This is a genomic window from Roseiarcus fermentans (assembly GCF_003315135.1).
Taxonomy (GTDB): domain Bacteria; phylum Pseudomonadota; class Alphaproteobacteria; order Rhizobiales; family Beijerinckiaceae; genus Roseiarcus; species Roseiarcus fermentans.
Genome location: NZ_QNRK01000052.1, coordinates 24,274 through 40,810, shown reverse-complemented (window position 1 = coordinate 40,810; position 16,537 = coordinate 24,274). Strand labels below are relative to the sequence as shown.

Genomic DNA, 16,537 nt, shown 5'->3' with positions numbered 1-16,537 from the left:
CGCGGCGACGCGGTTACCTTCGACTTCCGGGCTCGCGAACAGCCCGGGCGTGGACTTCCACCACGCTGACAAAGCGTCCTCGCGGACGCACGAGGGTGCGCGTCTCGCGCACCCCGGCGGCGAGACGCCGCCGCTCCCGTTGAGCGCCGTGACCGCCGCTCGTACGCCGGCTTGGGAGTTACCTTTTCGCGTCCTTGGCGGTGAGGCCGGTCGAGCAGGCCCGGGCGCCGCGGCGCTCGGCCAGCCAAGCCGTCACGGCATCTCGACAACGAGCTTGCCGACGACGCGACCCTTGCGGCTCGTCTCGAGGGCTTCGATGACGCCCGCGGCGCTGAACTCGAACGCGCGCTCGATGGTCGGCTTCACCAGGCCGCGAGCGACCATGTCGTCGACTCGGCTGAGCAACGTGTTCGACGCGTCGAGAAAAGTCATGATGTATTTGTGCTTCTGGCCGAACCGGGACTGAAGCTGACGCCACAGGATCGGCGCCAGACGCAGCGCGGCGCCGAGCGTGACCTCGCCGTCCTCGTCTCGCGATATCGTCACAAAGCGCCCGCCTTCGCGCAGGACGCGCCGGGCGGCGAACCATTGCGCCTTGCCGCCGGCGCAGTCGATGACCGCGTCCATCGAGCCGACGGCGAGCGCGACGTCGAAGGCGCGGCTCGTATAGTCCAGAACGGCGTCCGCGCCGAGCGACCGCGCGAACGCTTCGTTGCGCGCGCTGCAGACAGCGACCACGCGGGAGACGCCGAGCGCCTTCGCCATCTGAACGACGAAGCTGCCGACGCCGCCCGAAGCGCCGACGACGCAAAGGCTGTCGCCGACGCCGACCTGCGCCTGATCGAGCGCGAGGAGCGCCGTCTGTCCCGCGAGGGGGATCGCGGCGGCTTCGGCAAAGCTGAGGCGAGGCGGGGCTAGGCAGACGAGATCCTGCTCGACGTTGACGACCTGCGACGCGCCGCCCCCGTTCAGCTTGTTGTCGCAATGCACGAAGTCGCCGACCTTGAACGTCTCGACGGATGCGCCGACAGCGGTGACGATACCGGAGAGATCGAAGAGAGGGACGAAGGGAAAGCTCCGCCGTGCGATCATGCGGCGATTTCCTTCGATCATCTGCCAGTCGATCGGATTGACCGAAGCCGCCCGGATCTCGATCTGCACCTGCGTAATCGAGGGCGCAACGACCGGGACATCCGATCTCCACGCGAGGACGGCGCCCGCGGACCCGTAGCGGGACTGGACGACCGCGCATTGAGTCGCCTTGGCGGACAGGGGGTAGACCATTGATACGGCTCCGAAACGTCGAACGGCGCGGACGAACGGAGACGCATCGCGCTTCCGGTTGTCACGCAGCGCCCGACGTGTAGACCTTCCACCGCACTCGAGGGTCAACAGGGGCCATCATGCGCATCGGCGAGATTGCGGCGGAAGCGGGGGTGACCCGAACGCGGATCCGGTTTTACGAAGAGCGCGGCCTGCTTCCGCAGGCGCCGCGGCGGAAGAACGGCTACCGCGACTATGCGCGTTCGACCATCGCGACGCTGAGGCTGATCGAGGACGCGCAGGCGCTCGGCTTCAGCCTGCGGGAAATTCGCGCCGTGATGCCGTCGCTCGGGTCGCCGAGCATAACGGGAACGATTCTCGACGCCCTCGAACGGCGACTTGCGTATGTCAAATCCGAAATCGAGACGTCGCGGGCTCTCCAGAGGAAGCTTGTGCGACTAATCGGGGAGCAGCGCGCCTGTGGCGCCGGCGCGGATGCGGCGCCCCCGCCGCAGGCCGACCGATCGCCGTCCAGGCCGCTTCCGCTACGGGCGCGCAGGCCTTAGGGCTTCGTGTCTCGGTGTCCTTGGTGGTGAAAGATTCCGTCGATCGGTTCACGACTCCGCGTCGGCTTCGTCCTTCCGCAGGCTCCCCGCTGGCGATCGTGGCAAGGCCGCGATCGATCTCGCAGGCGGCCGCCGCCTCGCCGAGATCCATTGCGCGATCGCCGACACGATCCTCAGGTCGCACCAGAGCGCAAGCTCCGTTCCGCCGGCGACCGCCGGTCGCAATCACCGGCTTGCCGAAGCTCGAGGCGAGTGGACCCCATCGGCCGAAGTCGCGGTCCTTCTCGAACCGCCCGGGCTCGTGCGCCGCCAGCGCCTCAAGGTCGGCGTCCGCGCAGAACGCTCCGCCGGCGCCGGTCAGCACCGCGACGTCGGCGCCCGGATCGGCGACGAACCCTTTGAACGCGTCAAAGAGGACGCGGGCGGTCGCGAGATCGACGGCGTTGCGCGCCTGCGGCCGCTCGATGGTCACGATTGTCAGCCGCCCCTCCGCGCCGATCGGATCAGACCGCGACAACGGCCTCGCCGGCGAGCTTCACGTCGCCGGTCTCGTCCTTCGCGGTCAGGGCGATGCGGGCGCGACGCTCGCCTTCGGCCTCGAACAGTTCGGCGACGGCGCCCTCGCAGGAGATCGCCGCGCCGAGCTGGGTGATGGCGACGAAGCGCGTCGAGAACGACCTCAGCCGGTGCGGCGGCGCGACGTCGGTCACCGCCTGCCCGAGCAGCCCCATCACGAACATGCCGTGCGTGAAGACGTCGGGAAATCCCGCCGCCCTGGCGAAATCGCTGTCGATGTGGATCGGGTTGTGATCGCCCGACGCGCCCGCGTAGAGCGCGAGCTTTCCGCGCGTGATCGCCGGAAAGGTCTTGGAGACGACCGCATCGCCGACCTTCGCCTCGTCGAGCGCCACGATCACGAGAGGCCTCCCTGGTTCCGCACCACGACCACGCGGACGCAGTCCGCGACCGGCTCGCCGCGCTGGTTGGTCACGTGGGTGGCGACGTCGACCAGCGTCAGCGCGCCGCCCTTCTTCTGCCGCACGTCGGTGACGCTGGAATGGAACGTCAGTTCGTCGCCGACGTAGGCCGGCGCGCGATAGATGAACGTCTGCTCGCCGTGCAGGATTCGGGCGATGTCGATGTTCAGCGCCTCGAGGATCGCGAACCGCCCGTCGTTGTCGATCATCTCAAGGCAGAAGAGATACGTCGGCGGGATCGGCCGGGCGGCGAAGCCGGCGGCCTTGGCGGCCACGGCGTCGCGATAGATCGGGTTCGTCTCGCCGATTGTGTCCAGGAAGAAGCGCAGGCGGCCCGGCTCGACGCAAGCGCGCGTCGGCTCGAACGTCATTCCGATCGTGGAAGCGTCGACCATCACGTCCGCTCGTACATCGTGACCACGCAAGCGCCCCCGAGGCCGAGATTGTGCTGAAGCGCATGGCGCACGCCCTCGACCTGGGTCGGGCCCGCGGTTCCACGCAGCTGGCGGGTCAGCTCGTAGCATTGGGCGAGGCCGGTCGCGCCGAGCGGATGCCCCTTGCTGAGCAGGCCCCCCGACGGGTTCGTGACCACCCGCCCGCCAAACGTGTTGTCGCCGGCGTCGATGAACGCCTCCGCGCCGCCTTCGGGACAGAGCCCCAGCGCCTCGTAGCTGATGAGCTCGTTGTGGGCGAAGCAGTCGTGCAACTCGACGACCCCGATTTCCTCCGGGCCGACGCCGGACGCCTCGTAGACCTTCAGCGCCGCCGCCTTCGCCATATCGTAGCCGACGAGGCGCATCATGTCGCGCGCCTCGAAGGTCGAGGGCGTGTCGGTGGTCATCGCCTGGGCCTTGATCGCGACGCCGGCGTCGAGGCCGCGCGTCCTGGCGAACGATTCCGAGACCAGCACCGCCGCCGCCCCGCCGCAGGTCGGGGGACAGGCCATGAGGCGGGTCATCACCCCGGGCCAGATCGGCGTGTCGTTCATGACATCGGCGACGGTGACTTCCTTGCGGAAAATTGCGAACGGATTGTGCTTCGCGTGTCGGCTCGCCTTGGCGCGGATTTTTGCGAAAGCGTCGAGCCTCGTTCCGTACTTCCGCATGTGGGCGAGGCCCGCGCCGCCGAAGTAGCGCAGCGCCAGCGGGATGTCGCGCGCGCTGACGAGTTCGTCGGCGAGCGCGTCGAAGTCCTCGAAGGCGCTCGGCCGGTCGGTGTAGACGGAGCCGAGCGCGCCCGGCTTCATCTGCTCGAAGCCGAGCGCGAGCACGCAGTCGGCGGCGCCGGAGGCGATCGCCTGGCGGGCGAGAAACAGGGCGGTCGAGCCGGTCGAGCAGTTGTTGTTGACGTTGACGATCGGGACGCCGGTCAGGCCCAGGCGGTAGAGCGCCCGCTGACCGGACGTTGAGTCGCCGTAGACGTAGCCGGCATAGGCCTGTTCGATGGCGTCGTAAGCGAGGCCGGAGTCGGCGAGCGCGCGCTTTCCGGCCTCTGCGCCCATCTCGTGATAAGGTGGGCTGGCGCCGGGCTTCGAGAAAGGGATCATGCCCACGCCCGCGACGACCACTCTCCCCGACATGACCCCTCCCCAACTTTCTCGCAGCACATTAGGGTTGCGGCGCGGCCCGGACAAGCGGCGCGCCGACAGGGACGGACGCCCTGGCTCGACGATTTCGGGGAGGAGACCGATGGCGGCGCTGGACATCGAGCGGGCGGATTTCCTGAAGGACGAAGACATCGTCATCTTCGCGCGATCGGTCGAGAAATTCCTGGACGAGCATGCGCCGCCGGGGCGCGTCGAATCCTGGCGGCGGGACGGAATCGTCGAGAGGGGGTTCTGGCGCGAGGCAGGCGCTGCGGGCCTGTTGTGTCCCGCGGTTCCGGAACAATACGGCGGCCCCGGCGGCGACTTCCGTCACGAGGTCGTGGTGATGGAGGCCGTCGCGCGCCGGCAGGTCAGCGGATTCGCGGCGTCGCTGCACAGCGCGATCGTCGCGCCCTACATCCTGCACTACGGTTCGGAGGAGCAGAAGCGGCGCTGGCTTCCCAAGATGGCGTCGGGCGAATTCATCGGCGCGATCGCGATGACCGAGCCGGGCGCGGGCTCGGACCTGCAGGGCGTGAAGACCAGCGCCCGCCTCGACGGCAACCACTACGTCGTCAACGGCCAGAAGACCTTCATCAGCAACGGCCAGCTCGCCGATCTGGTGATCGTGGTCGCCAAGACCGATCCGACAAAGGGGGCGAAGGGCACGTCGCTGATCGTGGTCGAGACGGCCGACGCGCCCGGATTCGAGCGCGGGCGGAACCTCGACAAGATCGGCATGGAGGCGCAGGACACGTCGGAACTCTTCTTCGACGACGTGCGCGTGCCGACCTCGAACCTGCTCGGGGCCCATGAGGGCATGGGCTTCGTCCAGCTCATGCAGCAGCTTCCGCAGGAGCGCCTGACGATCGGCGTCGGCGGCGTCGCGGTGATCGAGCGGGCGCTCGAGGAAACCATCGCCTACGTCAAGGAGCGCAAAGCGTTCGGCCAACGGCTGATCGACTTCCAGAACACCCAGTTCAAGCTCGCCGAGTGCAAGACCGAGGCGACGGTCGCCCGCGTGTTCGTCGACCGGTTGATCGGCCTGCATCTCGACGGCCGGCTCGACGCCGCGACCGCGTCAATGGCGAAGTACTGGGTCTCCGAACTCGAGAACAGGATCGTGGACACCTGCCTGCAACTGTTCGGCGGCTACGGCTACATGAACGAGTACCCGATCGCGCGCATGTTCCGCGACAGCCGGGTGCAACGCATCTACGGCGGCGCCAACGAGATCATGAAGGTGTTGATCGCGCGGACGTTGTGACGAACATGGCGTCATGACCTGAAAGGACGGCGGCGCATGACGATGGTCAAGTCCGAGCGGCGCGGCGCGGTCGCGCTCCTCACGCTCGACAATCCGGAGAAATACAACGCGCTCGGCGGCGCGCTGCTGGCCGATCTCAGGGCGGCGTTCGAGGCGGCCGAGGCCGATTCCGGGACGCGCGCCGTCGTGCTCACTGGCGCCGGCAAGGGATTTTGCGCCGGCGCGCAACTGGGGACGGCGACCTTCGAGGCCGGAGCGGAAGTCGGCGACTGGATGCGCGCCTCGATCAACCCGCTGATCGAAAAGGTGCGCGCTTCGCGTCTGCCCGTCGTGGTGGCGGTCAACGGCCCGGCGGCCGGCGCAGGGGTCGGTCTCGCGCTGATGGGCGACATCGTCCTCGCGGCGCGCTCGGCAAGATTCGTGCTGAGCTTCGTCGGCCTCGGCGCCGCGCTCGACGGCGGAACGACCGTGTTCCTGCAGCGCGCGATCGGCGCGCCGCGCACCCGGGCGCTGGCGCTGCTCGGCGAGCCGCTCTCCGCCGAGACCGCGGCGGTGTGGGGCCTCGTCTGGAAGGTCGTCGCCGACGACGACCTGATGCGCGAAGCGTCGGCGCTCGCCGAGCGCCTCGCGAACGGGCCGCCCGCGTCGATCGCGCTGATCAAGGCGCAGCTCGAGTCCGCCTGGAGCGCCGGGCTTGCGGAGGTTCTCGACGCCGAGGCGAGCGCGCAATCGACGGCCTTCGCCACCGACGACCTGCGCGAGGGCGCCGCGGCGTTCATGGAGAAGCGAACGCCTCGGTTCTCCGGCGCCATGCGCGCCCGAGGCGTGAAGCCGGCCAAGGGAGACTGAGCGCCGCAAAAGATCGAGGCAATTCGAATGGCTACAGTCGAACATTCTGGCGATTTACGCGTTCGTTTGCCTAAAGGTCATGGCAACCTGCGCTGGCTCGTAACGTTCGCGTTCGGCTTTCCCTTCGTTTTGATAGCGCTTGCTGCATTTCCGATTGGCTCTAATTTTGCCTATGTGTTGTTCGGCATCCCTTTATTATTTATCGTTTGGTTAATTGTAAATGCTATCCTATTCAAATTATTTGTTCGTTATCTCCTTGCAAAAGCGTGGAGACAAAGTCTTATTGCTCTGGCGCCACTGCTAATATTTGTTATTTTCGCGGTGAATCCAATTGCTTTCATCCGATTGAATAACCATATCGGGGACTTGGTTCACTTTGTCGTCTTGAAGCGCTATTATGACGAGAGGGTGGCTGCTCTCCCAAATGACGCGGGACCTCGTTTGGCGGTATTCAATTGGGGGGGCATGATCTGGGCGTCCCATGGGCTGGTCTACGATGAGTCGGACCAGGTATCCTTGCCACGCGGCCGCCAGTCGACGGACTGGGTGGAGAAGGCGAGGCGCAACGAATTGAGTTGTGAAGGCTATAGCGTTCACCGGCTTTGGGACCACTACTATCTGGCAAGCTTTCCTTGCTGATTTGCGGACGTTTGCGTCCGAAATTGCCTTGGCTCGCGCCACAGGCCGAGGCGAGGCGCCTCTCGAATGGCCGGCGCTGATCCGGCGGACAACGAGAACCGTATCGTCGGGTGGACAGGCGCGTCCGAATTCGTTTGATCCCATTGACAATCGTCACGTCCGGCGTGACGTAGCTCCGCCGCCCTTGACCGCGTCCAAAACCGGAACGAGTCGGATGCGCGGCCGCTGATCGACCTCGACCATGACGGTCCGACAGAGCGAGAGCCATTGACGGCGGGCTGATGAGGTTCGTGTTCGGTTGCAGGACGGTCGATGGCGCGGAGCGGGCCGATAAGGATCGCGCGCGCTTGTTCGCCGCGACCTGGACGGTCGACCATGGATCGGGGCGGCGCGGGAGCGCCTCCTATCGACGGTCATCCTTCATGAAGGACGAGTGTACGACATGACGCCCCCGCAAGTTGCCGAGATGATCGCGAGAATCCAGTACGCCGCGCGCCCGGACAGCGGTCCGCGCCGGGCCAGAAGCCTGATGATCCAGGGCACGAGCTCCGACGTCGGCAAGAGCATGGTGGTGGCGGGCCTGTGCCGCGCCTACGCCCGGCGAGGGCTGGTCGTGCGGCCCTTCAAGGCGCAGAACATGAGCAACAACGCCGCCGTCGCCGCGGATTCCGACCTGCCCGCCGGACCGGACGGCGAGCCGCAGCACGGCGAGATCGGCCGGGCCCAGGCGCTGCAGGCGCGCGCCTGCCGGGCCGCCCCCTCGATTCACATGAATCCGGTGCTGCTCAAGCCGCAAAGCGAGATCGGCGCGCAGGTCGTGCTCAGGGGCCGGGTGCTCGGCAATTGCCCGGCGAAGATCTACCACCACATGCGCCGCCAGCTGATGCCGGCGGTGGTCGACAGTTTCGAGCGCCTGGCGCGCGAGTCCGACCTGGTGCTGGTCGAGGGCGCGGGCAGCGGCGCGGAAGTCTACCTGCGGTCGTCGGACATCACCAACATGCGCTTCGCCGAAGAAGCCGACCTGCCCGTCGTTTTCCTCTCCGACATCGACCGCGGCGGAACGATGGGAGCCTTGGTCGGCAGCTGGGCGCTGCTCAGCGAGGCCGATCGCGCCCGCGTCGTCGGCTACATCATCAACAAGTTCCGCGGCGACTTCTCGATTTTCGAGCCCGGGTGCCGAACCATCACCGAGAACACGGGCTGGCCCTTCCTGGGCGTGCTGCGCTGGTTCCCCGCCGCCGACCGCCTGCCGGCCGAAGATTCCCTGGCGCTCGAGCGGGCGGCGGCGGCGAGCCGGGGCAAGGTCAAGATCGCGGTGCTCCGCCTTCAGCGGGTCGCCAATTTCGACGACCTCGATCCGCTGGTCGCCGAGCCGGACGTCAATCTCATCTGGATCCAGCCGGGATCGGCGATCCCGGGCGACGTCGACGTGGTGGTGATTCCGGGTTCGAAGGCGACGCGGATCGAGCTCGACCTGATCCGGCGCGAGGGCTGGGACATCGACATTCGCGCCCATGTCCGGCGCGGCGGTCGGGTCGTCGGCCTGTGCGCCGGCTATCAGATGCTCGGCCGCGTCGTGCGCGACCCCATGGGCGTCGAGGGGCTGCCGGGAGAGACCGAGGGCCTCGGCCTGCTCGATCTCGAAACCGACATGTCGGGCGACAAGCGCCTCGTCGAGGTCGACGCCTTCGACCGGATCTCGAGCGTGCGGGTGACCGGGTACGAGATGCACATGGGGCGAACCACCGGGGCGGGTCTCGCCCGACCGTGGATGTCGCTCGATTTCGGCGGCGGCGCGATCCGACCCGAGGGAGCCGTCTCGCACGATGGTCGGGTCGCGGGTGGCTACCTCCACGGCATCTTCGCCGGCGACGCCTTCCGCTCCGCCTGGCTGCGTCAGGTCGGGGCGCAGGCGTCGAGCCTCGCCTTCGAAGCGCGCGTCGAGGAAACGCTGGAGACCCTCGCCGACCACTGCGAAGCCAATCTCGACCTCGACGCCCTGTTCGCTCTGGCGCGGTAGCGGATATGCGCACGCTCTACCTGATCGGCATGGGTCCCGGCGGACCCGAGTACCTGACGACGCAGGCGATCGAGGCCCTGCGCAAGGTCGACGTTTTCTTCATCCTCGAGAAGCAGGGCCGCGGCAAGGACGCCCTCGCCGAGGCGCGCCTGCGCATCCTCGACGCCTGGCGCGGCCCAGGGAATTATCGCGTGGTCAAGGCCCCGAGCCCGCCGCGCGATCGGGCGACCGAGGATTACCTCGACGTCGTCGCCGACTGGCACGCCCGCAAGGCGGAGATCCTGGCCGATCTGATCGCAGAGCACCTCTCCGAGGGCGAGGCGGGCGGCGTGTTGGTGTGGGGCGACCCAGCGCTCTACGACAGCAGCATTTCGATCCTGCGCAAACTGCAGGACGACGGGCGCGTGCAGATCGCGCTGCAGGTGATCCCGGCCGTCAGCAGCCTGCACCTGCTCGCCGCGCGGCACGCCATCCCGCTGCACGCAATCGGCGGCGAGCTTCTGGTGACGACGGCGCGACGGCTCCTGGCGGGCGCGGCAAGGGGCCACGACGCCGTCGCCGTCATGCTCGATTCCAACGCCGCCTTCAACACGATCGACCCGGAGGATTTCGACATCTACTGGGGCGCCTATCTCGGGACCGAGCATGAGATCGTGGCCTCGGGGCCGCTCCGCGAGGTCGGCCCGGCGCTCGCCGAGACGGTGGCGCGCGAAAAGCAGCGCCACGGCTGGATCCTCGACATCTACCTGCTCAGGCGCGGCGGGGCGAAACCCTCGATCGATCCGGTGGAGGCGGGCCGTTGACGGCCCGGATCGTCGTCGCCGGCGTCGGCTCCGGCGTCGGCAAGACGCTGCTGACGGCGGGATTGATCGGCGCCTTGCGCCGGCGCGGCCTCGCCGTGCAGCCGTTCAAATGCGGTCCGGATTACATCGACCCCGGCTGGCTCGGCGCCGCGGCCGGACGTCCGTGCCGCAATCTCGACGCCTGGATGCTCGGCGACACGGCGATGCGCGAGAGTTTTGCCCGCGGCTGCGTCGGCGCGGACCTCGCGGTGGTCGAGGGCGTGATGGGTCTGTTCGACGGCGCGCGCTTCGACGACGACGCCGGCTCGACGGCCGCCATCGCCGCGACGCTCGCGGCGCCGGTGCTTCTCATCATCGACATCTCCGGCTCGGCGCGCAGCGCGGCCGCCATTGCCTTCGGCTTCGCCCGGTTCGATTCGCGCCGGCCGGTGGCGGCGGTGGCGCTCAACTTCGCCGGGTCCGAGGGTCACGCGCGCGGCTGCGCCGCGGCGATCAAGACGGCGACCGGCCTTCCCTCGCTCGGCTGGCTGCCGCGCAAACCGTCGCTCTCGGTGCCAGAACGGCATCTCGGCCTCGAACTCGCGGCGGAGAGCGGCGGACGCGGCGCGACGCTCGCTGCGGCAGCGGATGCGGTCGCCGAGGCGTTCGATCTCGACGCGCTGCTCGACGTCGCGCGCTCGGCGCCAGATCTGCCGCCGGCGGCAGCGCCCCATGACGTCCCGGCGGCGGACGGCGGGCGCCCCATTCTCGCGCTTGCTTCGGACGCGGCGTTCTCCTTCTACTATCAGGACGATCTCGACATCCTGGCGGCTATGGGCGCGCGCATCGTGCGCTTCAGCCCGGTTGCCGGAGACCGGCTGCCGAAGGGAACGGCGGCGGTCTTCCTGGGCGGCGGCTATCCGGAACTGTTCGCTCGCCAGCTCGCCGCCAACCACGGGCTGTGGCAGGATCTGCACGATCTGCATGGCCTTGGGGCGCCGATCCTGGCCGAGTGCGGCGGGTTCATGGCGCTGACCCAGGCGCTCGTCGACGCCGACGGCGTGCGCCACGACATGGCGGGCCTCGTCCCCGGGACCGTGCGGATGACGCAGCGCCTGGCGGCGCTCGGCTATCGCCGCGCCACCGCGCTCGTGGACACGCCGCTGGTCCGGGCTGGGGAAACGTTGCGCGGCCACGAATTCCATTACAGTGTCTGGGATTGTGAAGGCTCGGCGCCGGCCCCGGTCTGGTTCCTGCGCGGCAACCGGGACAGCGACCCGACCCTCGAAGCCGGTCACGCCGAGCGTGGGCTCGTCGCGAGCTACCTGCATATTCCGCTGGCGCAGCGACCGGAACTCGCCGCTCGCCTGGTCGAGCAGATGCGGGACGTCGACCGTCGCCGTCGGCGAGCGTCGACAACCGAGGGGTCAGCGCCCGAGTTGGCCGAACAGGCGCTGTCGTGACGAGCGGCTCGACAAGGCCCGGGAAACGGTATCGAGCGGAGAAGGGAACGACATGGAGCCGAAGAACACGACTGCCAACACCGCCTATATGGGGTTCACAAATTCCGCCTGTCCATTCATGCCCTGCCATCAGGGAGTGGAGCGCGAGTTCAACTGCCTGTTCTGCTATTGCCCCCTCAGCGCCTATGAATGCCCCGGACCGTACAAGGTGCTGGTCGATCGCAACGGGATCACGCGTAAGGACTGCTCCGCGTGCACCCTGCCGCACAACGGCTACAAGCGTTCGTGGAATTTCATCCAGCGCTGGCTGGAGAAACCCAGGCGCTGGGACGGAAGCGAGCAGGACCCGAGCCGGATCAAGGACGCCGATTCGCTTCCCTGACGCCGCGCTGTCCCTCTGTCGGAACAGCCGCCTCCGGACGGCGCCTGACGCGCCGCCTCGGCCATAGGCCCCACGCAGTCGCGCCGATTGCGACGGACACGAGGGCTGCGAACGCGGCGGTCGGGGGGTGCGACGGGATTTCGCTCCAGCGCGGAAATATCACGTCGTTGGTGTTGAACGGCTCGTCGCTGTAGCGGCACAGCGTCAGCGAGGCGCCGTTGGCCAGCATCTCGACCTCGATCTTGCTCGTGAGCGCGTCGACCGCCATGCGATCGACGCTCGACGCCGCGCGCAATTGCAGGAGGAGAGCCCGTCCGGCGGCGAGATAGGCATGGGCGCATTCGTTGAACGGGCTCGCCTCGTCCGCGACGGCGCCGGGAACGAGACCCCAGAGGCAGGCGAAGGACTGAAGGCTCAGGTAGTCCTCCAGCCGCCATGTCGTCATGTCGAATCCGGTTCGCGTCCCGGCCAACGCGCGGATCGCGGCGAGATTGTCGCTGATCACCGCCATCTGGCCATGGGTGAGACTGGGGATCGAGATCCCGGTCGGGGCCAGCCCGTCGCGCGTGGTCGTCCGATGCGCTTCCGCCGAAGGCGGCCCGAGCGCGACGATAGTCGCTGTCAGAGCCATGAGCAGGAGTTTCACGACTGGCCTCCGAGAGGTCCGAGCGCGACGAGATTCCAGCGCCTCTCGCGACCGCTGAGCCTTGCAAGCGTGAGCGGCGCGACGTCGATCCGCCAGAAGACCGAAGGACCGCCGCCGAGCACGCTCGCAATCGCCGCCCGGACGACGGAGGCGTGGGTAACGGCGAGCGTCCTGCCATCCCGCGCCGACAATTCGGCAAGCCAGGCGCCGACCCGCTCGATCAGAACCACGATCGACTCGCCGCCGTGGGGGGCGGCTGCTGGATCGGCGAGCCATGCCGCGAAACCGTCCGGCTCGCGCCCAGCGACATCGGCCGAGGCGAGTCCGCGCCAGCGTCCATAGTCGCAGTCCCCGAGCGCCGCCTCGACGACGGCGTCGAGCCCGAGCGCCGCAGCCGTCCCGCGCGACGCGCGGGCGGGGGCGGTCAGCACGCGATCATACGATCTGAGCCGACCGCTGAGCGCTTCGAGCGCGCCGACGGCGGAGGCTTCGAGCGCTTCGTCGTCCGGGAACCGCGCCGCGCGCGTCGCCGGAGAGGCGCCGTGCGCGAGGAGGTCGAGACGCGCGGTCATGGGCCTGCGCGCCGCCCGCGTCAGGCGGTCCGCAGCCTGCCCTGCTTCACCGGCGCGAGAACGCGTTCCACCCAGACCCCGAAGCCGAGACCAAGGACCGTCCACATGATCGCCTGCGCGCCGAGCGAAGCCATGCGGAACTGCCAGAGGACTACGGCGGGAAAGCCGTCGGGAACCTCGTTCAGCGGAGGCATGGCCAGGGCGAAGGCGACCACTGCGACAAGGTAGACGGCTCCGCCGACCAGCGTCGCATCCCATGCGCCGAGTTGGTCGACGAGGCGATTGCGGACGTTCCAGGCGGCGATCATCGAGGCCAGGGACAACAGCAGCATGCCGAAATAGATCGCGGTGCGCAGACCGATCGTGTCGGGGTTGCCGACCGACGGCGGGTTCGCCGGATACTTGAGGATCGGGACCACGTAGACGGCGATGAAGCCGCTGATCGCGATCAGCGCCGCGCTTGCGCGAGGGCTGTAATCCCCCATCCGGCCGTAGAGAATCGCGAAAGCCAGCGCGAACAGACCGCCGAAGGCCACATTGTAGACGGTGACGCCGGTGAAGAGCCCGATCCCGCCCTGAACGGGTCTGCTCACCAGCTCCTCCTCCTGCTCGACCGCAGGCGGGTTTTCGCCCTTGGCCACCGCGGCGTCATGTTCGGCCTTGGCTTTCGCCTCGTCCATCGCAGTCTCGAAAGCGATCGCGCGGTCGACCGCGGGTTCGCCCACCGTTTTCAGCAAACCGAACGAAAGAATGGCGGCGACAAAGCCGACGATCATTCCTCGCCACAGCAAAGATCCAGTCGTCATCGTGATTACCCTCGAGCCAAAGCGCGGCTGGCGCCGTCGCAGACGCTTCCAGCCGGCCGCAAGCAAATGCGTGTTTCCCTAATCAGCGCTCCCGGCGCGACTCGCGCCGCCGCCGGAGACAAGAACCCGCTGACATCGTCAGTGGCAGGGGAAGCCGAGGAGATGACGGCTGTCGTGCACGAATTCGTGAATATACATACCTTTGAAAATGGCAGTCGCGCCCTGTTCGGCGCCGACGAAATAGACTCCGAGCAGGCAAATCAAGCCGGCGAAGATCAGCCACGGCAGCACTTCGCGCAGCGGAATTGCTGTCACGCCAACGGTCGGCGCCAGATAGGAATTCGTCATGACCAAACACTCCTCGGGGAATTCGCGTCCCCATGCGTGACGCCCTTGGCTTCAGGAGCAGGTCTGACTTTTGGCCCGTGGGCCGATCACAGTGGCGCGACCGCGCCGGATTCTCACCGGCTTCCGCGCCCGAAGCGATGCGCGAGGTCATCATAGGCGGGACAAGTCGGGTGTCAATGCGACAACGGGCGGCATCCTACGCCGCGATGCAGGATTTTGCCTTCCTCACCCCTCCGCGATCACGTGAAAGAACGATCCGGTGACGCGCCCCCGGCGAGACCCCGTATTCTCGCTCGCGGCGCCGTAGGCGTCGGTCGTCGCGGCGAAAGGCGCATCCTCGCCCCTGCCCGCGATCGTGGCGTAGTGAAACTCGTGTCCGAGCAGAACCTGCCCGCGACGCCCGAGGGCGCAGTCGTCCGCCAGCGTCGCGCGGCGGTACCCGAGCGTCATCCGGCGTTTGAGGAAACTCGTCGAGACGGACAGGAGACCGGCCATCGGATGCGTCACGCCGGCGGCGTCGGTCAGCGACACGCCGAGCGCCATGTATCCGCCGCACTCGCCGTGAACCGGCTTCGTGTCCGCGAACCGCCGCAATCCGTCGAGGAAGCGGCCGGCGGCCGCCAGCCGGCCGGCGTGCAGTTCGGGATATCCCCCGGGCAGCCAGCAGACGTCTGCGTCGGGCGGCGGGGACTCGTTCTGCAACGGCGAGAAGAAGCGGATCTCGGCTCCGGCGGCGCGCCAGCCCGCCAGGAGATGCGGGTAGATGAAGGAAAAGGCGGCGTCCGAAGCGATCGCGATCCTCTGCCCCGGCGGTTTCAGCGCCGGCGTGCGGCCCGGCGCGCTCCGCGGCGGCCGGGCGAGCGACCGGATCGCGTCGACATCGACATGCCGGGCGGCGAACGCGCCGAGCCCCGCGAGCCGCGCTTCGAGGTCGGCGGTGTCGGCGGCCTGAACGAGGCCCAGATGGCGCTCGGGCAGCGCAATCTTGGGGTCGCGGGGCAGCGCGCCCAGCACGGGCAGGCCGATCGCTTCGATCGCCGTCGCCGTCAACCGCCGATGCCGCTCGCTGCCGACCTTGTTCAGGATCACGCCGGCGATCGTGAGCCGCGGATCGTACGAAGCGCAACCCTTGGCGACTGCCGCCGCCGATTGCGCCTGCCCCGAGACGTCGAGAACCAGCACGACCGGCAGGCCCAGAATGGCGGCAACGTCGGCGGACGCGCCGGTGCGCCCGGCGGGACCGGGAACGCCGTCGAACAGCCCCATCGAGCCCTCGGCGACGACGATGTCGGCGTCGGCCGCGGTCGCTGCGGCGAGCCCGGCGATCAGGCTTTCGTCCATCGCCCAGGAATCGAGGTTGACGCTGGGGCCTCCGGTCGCTGCGGCGTGGAACGCGGCGTCGATGTAATCGGGTCCCGACTTGGCGCCGGCGACGCGCAGCCCCTTGTCCCGGAAGGCCCGCATGAGCCCCAGCGACACCGTGGTCTTGCCGCTGCCCGAGCGCGGCGCGGCGAGCAGGAGCCCGGGGGCGGTCACGGCCGCGGCGCCGCATTCAGGAGCGTCGCCAGCAGCCGGTCGCGAAGCGCGACGATGGCCCCGACGGCGATGATCGCCGGCGCGGCGCAGCCCTGCGCGTCGGCGTCCCGCTTGGCTCGCCCCAATGTCGTCACGAGCACGCGCTGACGGGGCGTCGTGGCGTCCTCGACGATCGCCACCGGGGTGTCCGGCGCCGCGCCGCCGCGCATCAGCGCATCGGCGATCGACTCGAGTTTCTGCATCGCCATGTACAACACCAGCGGGACCCCCAGCGCGCCGAGCCGCTCCCAGTCCGGCGTTTCGGCATCCGCCGAATGCCCGGTCGCGAGGATCAGCGCCTGGTTGGCGCCGCGGGTCGTGGCCGGGACGCCCGCGTAGGCCAGCCCCGCGAGCCCGGAGGTCGCGCCCGGAATAACGCGGAACGGCACGTCGGCGGCGGCGAGGCGCATGGCTTCCTCGCCGCCGCGGCCGAAGACGAACGGATCGCCGCCCTTCAGCCGCAGGACGCGAAGGTTCTTCCGCGCGAGCTCGACCAGCCGGTCGGAGATGTCGTCCTGATGCGGCGACGGACGGCCGCCGCGCTTGCCGGCGAACTCGCGCCGCGCTTCCGAACGCGCGAGCGCGAGCACGTCGTCGCTGACGAGAGCGTCGGTGACGATCACGTCGGCGTGTTGAAGCGCGTGAAGGGCGAGCAGGGTGAGGAGGCCCGGATCACCCGGGCCGGCGCCGACCAGCCAGACCGTCCCCGGCTCGAAACGCGGCAGGTTCGGGGTCAGGGAGCGAGGGAGCGACACGGGGCCGAACTCATCGGAAAAGGACGCGCTTTGCTTCACGTT

The 16,537-nt window shown here is 68.5% G+C and carries 18 protein-coding genes, 1 pseudogene and 1 riboswitch; of the genes and pseudogenes, 8 read left to right on the top strand and 11 right to left on the bottom strand.

What is annotated here, in order from left to right:
• Positions 1–252: 252 nt before the first annotated feature.
• Positions 253–1,284, bottom strand: coding sequence for an NAD(P)-dependent alcohol dehydrogenase (locus DFR50_RS29285; protein ID WP_113893530.1), 1,032 nt, complete (start codon positions 1,282–1,284; stop codon positions 253–255).
• A 119-nt stretch (positions 1,285–1,403) separates the two neighbouring features.
• Here DFR50_RS29285 and DFR50_RS29280 point away from each other — a divergent pair, with 119 nt between their 5' ends.
• Positions 1,404–1,829 carry a MerR family transcriptional regulator gene (locus tag DFR50_RS29280; RefSeq protein WP_113893528.1) on the top strand — a complete coding sequence of 142 codons (426 nt, stop codon included), beginning with the start codon at positions 1,404–1,406 and terminating at the stop codon, positions 1,827–1,829.
• A 337-nt stretch (positions 1,830–2,166) separates the two neighbouring features.
• Here the strand turns inward: DFR50_RS29280 and DFR50_RS33220 are convergent.
• The 4 genes and pseudogenes from DFR50_RS33220 to DFR50_RS29260 form a co-directional block, all read right to left on the bottom strand.
• Positions 2,167–2,301 (bottom strand): annotated as a pseudogene (locus tag DFR50_RS33220) (crotonase/enoyl-CoA hydratase family protein); the annotation flags it as partial.
• A gap of 31 nt (positions 2,302–2,332) precedes the next feature.
• Complete coding sequence (locus DFR50_RS29270; protein WP_425376102.1) at positions 2,333–2,740, bottom strand: MaoC family dehydratase; 408 nt, start codon at positions 2,738–2,740, stop codon at positions 2,333–2,335.
• Between the two features lie 2 nt (positions 2,741–2,742).
• Positions 2,743–3,201, bottom strand: a complete 459-nt coding sequence (locus DFR50_RS29265; RefSeq protein WP_113893526.1) for a MaoC family dehydratase N-terminal domain-containing protein — start codon at positions 3,199–3,201, stop codon at positions 2,743–2,745.
• Complete coding sequence (locus tag DFR50_RS29260; RefSeq protein ID WP_113893524.1) at positions 3,201–4,385, bottom strand: lipid-transfer protein; 1,185 nt, start codon at positions 4,383–4,385, stop codon at positions 3,201–3,203. The genes DFR50_RS29265 and DFR50_RS29260 overlap by 1 nt, the downstream gene beginning before the upstream one ends.
• 109 nt (positions 4,386–4,494) lie before the next feature.
• Between DFR50_RS29260 and DFR50_RS29255 the strand changes: the two genes are divergently transcribed.
• The 7 genes from DFR50_RS29255 (at position 4,495) to DFR50_RS29230 (ending at position 11,793) form a co-directional block, all read left to right on the top strand.
• On the top strand, positions 4,495–5,658 hold the full coding sequence (locus DFR50_RS29255) for an acyl-CoA dehydrogenase family protein (RefSeq protein WP_113893522.1): 1,164 nt from the start codon (positions 4,495–4,497) through the stop codon (positions 5,656–5,658).
• Positions 5,659–5,694: 36 nt separating this feature from the next.
• Positions 5,695–6,507 carry an enoyl-CoA hydratase-related protein gene (locus DFR50_RS29250; protein ID WP_113893520.1) on the top strand — a complete coding sequence of 271 codons (813 nt, stop codon included), beginning with the start codon at positions 5,695–5,697 and terminating at the stop codon, positions 6,505–6,507.
• A gap of 27 nt (positions 6,508–6,534) precedes the next feature.
• Complete coding sequence (locus tag DFR50_RS31775) at positions 6,535–7,146, top strand: hypothetical protein (RefSeq protein ID WP_147262964.1); 612 nt, start codon at positions 6,535–6,537, stop codon at positions 7,144–7,146.
• Between the two features lie 442 nt (positions 7,147–7,588).
• Positions 7,589–9,166: a cobyric acid synthase gene (locus tag DFR50_RS29245; protein ID WP_113893540.1), complete on the top strand. Its 1,578-nt coding sequence runs from the start codon at positions 7,589–7,591 to the stop codon at positions 9,164–9,166.
• A gap of 5 nt (positions 9,167–9,171) precedes the next feature.
• Positions 9,172–9,969 (top strand): precorrin-6A synthase (deacetylating), encoded by a 798-nt coding sequence (gene cobF / locus DFR50_RS29240; protein ID WP_113893518.1) that lies wholly within the window; start codon positions 9,172–9,174, stop codon positions 9,967–9,969.
• Positions 9,966–11,411, top strand: coding sequence for a cobyrinic acid a,c-diamide synthase CobB (locus tag DFR50_RS29235; RefSeq protein WP_170153439.1), 1,446 nt, complete (start codon positions 9,966–9,968; stop codon positions 11,409–11,411). Before cobF ends, DFR50_RS29235 begins: the two co-directional genes overlap by 4 nt.
• 52 nt (positions 11,412–11,463) lie before the next feature.
• Complete coding sequence (locus tag DFR50_RS29230; protein ID WP_113893514.1) at positions 11,464–11,793, top strand: cysteine-rich small domain-containing protein; 330 nt, start codon at positions 11,464–11,466, stop codon at positions 11,791–11,793.
• Here the strand turns inward: DFR50_RS29230 and DFR50_RS29225 are convergent.
• From DFR50_RS29225 to cobA, 6 genes are all read right to left on the bottom strand, one after another.
• Positions 11,768–12,439, bottom strand: coding sequence for a hypothetical protein (locus DFR50_RS29225; RefSeq protein WP_113893512.1), 672 nt, complete (start codon positions 12,437–12,439; stop codon positions 11,768–11,770). The genes DFR50_RS29230 and DFR50_RS29225 overlap by 26 nt on opposite strands.
• Positions 12,436–13,011 (bottom strand): histidine phosphatase family protein, encoded by a 576-nt coding sequence (locus tag DFR50_RS29220; RefSeq protein WP_113893510.1) that lies wholly within the window; start codon positions 13,009–13,011, stop codon positions 12,436–12,438. Before DFR50_RS29220 ends, DFR50_RS29225 begins: the two co-directional genes overlap by 4 nt.
• Before the next feature lie 20 nt (positions 13,012–13,031).
• Positions 13,032–13,817 (bottom strand): CbtA family protein, encoded by a 786-nt coding sequence (locus tag DFR50_RS29215; RefSeq protein ID WP_113893508.1) that lies wholly within the window; start codon positions 13,815–13,817, stop codon positions 13,032–13,034.
• Between the two features lie 138 nt (positions 13,818–13,955).
• Positions 13,956–14,165 carry a CbtB domain-containing protein gene (locus tag DFR50_RS29210; RefSeq protein ID WP_113893506.1) on the bottom strand — a complete coding sequence of 70 codons (210 nt, stop codon included), beginning with the start codon at positions 14,163–14,165 and terminating at the stop codon, positions 13,956–13,958.
• Positions 14,166–14,213: 48 nt separating this feature from the next.
• A riboswitch (adenosylcobalamin (AdoCbl) riboswitch) is annotated at positions 14,214–14,301 on the bottom strand.
• 89 nt (positions 14,302–14,390) lie between these two features.
• Complete coding sequence (locus tag DFR50_RS29205) at positions 14,391–15,701, bottom strand: cobyrinic acid a,c-diamide synthase CobB (protein ID WP_113893504.1); 1,311 nt, start codon at positions 15,699–15,701, stop codon at positions 14,391–14,393.
• A complete protein-coding gene (gene cobA, locus DFR50_RS29200) occupies positions 15,698–16,495 on the bottom strand; it encodes a uroporphyrinogen-III C-methyltransferase (RefSeq protein WP_113893538.1) in 798 nt (265 codons plus the stop codon). The genes DFR50_RS29205 and cobA overlap by 4 nt, the downstream gene beginning before the upstream one ends.
• Positions 16,496–16,537: the final 42 nt, after the last annotated feature.

Bases quoted from the DNA above. Each gene is read 5' to 3' on its own strand.
- DFR50_RS31775 (WP_147262964.1), top strand. From the start codon at position 6,535: ATGGCTACAGTCGAACATTCTGGCGATTTACGCGTTCGTTTGCCTAAA.
- DFR50_RS29285 (WP_113893530.1), bottom strand. From the start codon at position 1,284: ATGGTCTACCCCCTGTCCGCCAAGGCGACTCAATGCGCGGTCGTCCAG.
- DFR50_RS29255 (WP_113893522.1), top strand. From the start codon at position 4,495: ATGGCGGCGCTGGACATCGAGCGGGCGGATTTCCTGAAGGACGAAGAC.
- DFR50_RS29260 (WP_113893524.1), bottom strand. From the start codon at position 4,385: ATGTCGGGGAGAGTGGTCGTCGCGGGCGTGGGCATGATCCCTTTCTCG.
- DFR50_RS29210 (WP_113893506.1), bottom strand. From the start codon at position 14,165: ATGACGAATTCCTATCTGGCGCCGACCGTTGGCGTGACAGCAATTCCG.
- cobF (WP_113893518.1), top strand. From the start codon at position 9,172: ATGCGCACGCTCTACCTGATCGGCATGGGTCCCGGCGGACCCGAGTAC.
- DFR50_RS29280 (WP_113893528.1), top strand. From the start codon at position 1,404: ATGCGCATCGGCGAGATTGCGGCGGAAGCGGGGGTGACCCGAACGCGG.
- DFR50_RS29265 (WP_113893526.1), bottom strand. From the start codon at position 3,201: ATGGTCGACGCTTCCACGATCGGAATGACGTTCGAGCCGACGCGCGCT.
- DFR50_RS29220 (WP_113893510.1), bottom strand. From the start codon at position 13,011: ATGACCGCGCGTCTCGACCTCCTCGCGCACGGCGCCTCTCCGGCGACG.
- DFR50_RS29230 (WP_113893514.1), top strand. From the start codon at position 11,464: ATGGAGCCGAAGAACACGACTGCCAACACCGCCTATATGGGGTTCACA.
- DFR50_RS29215 (WP_113893508.1), bottom strand. From the start codon at position 13,817: ATGACGACTGGATCTTTGCTGTGGCGAGGAATGATCGTCGGCTTTGTC.
- DFR50_RS29250 (WP_113893520.1), top strand. From the start codon at position 5,695: ATGACGATGGTCAAGTCCGAGCGGCGCGGCGCGGTCGCGCTCCTCACG.
- DFR50_RS29245 (WP_113893540.1), top strand. From the start codon at position 7,589: ATGACGCCCCCGCAAGTTGCCGAGATGATCGCGAGAATCCAGTACGCC.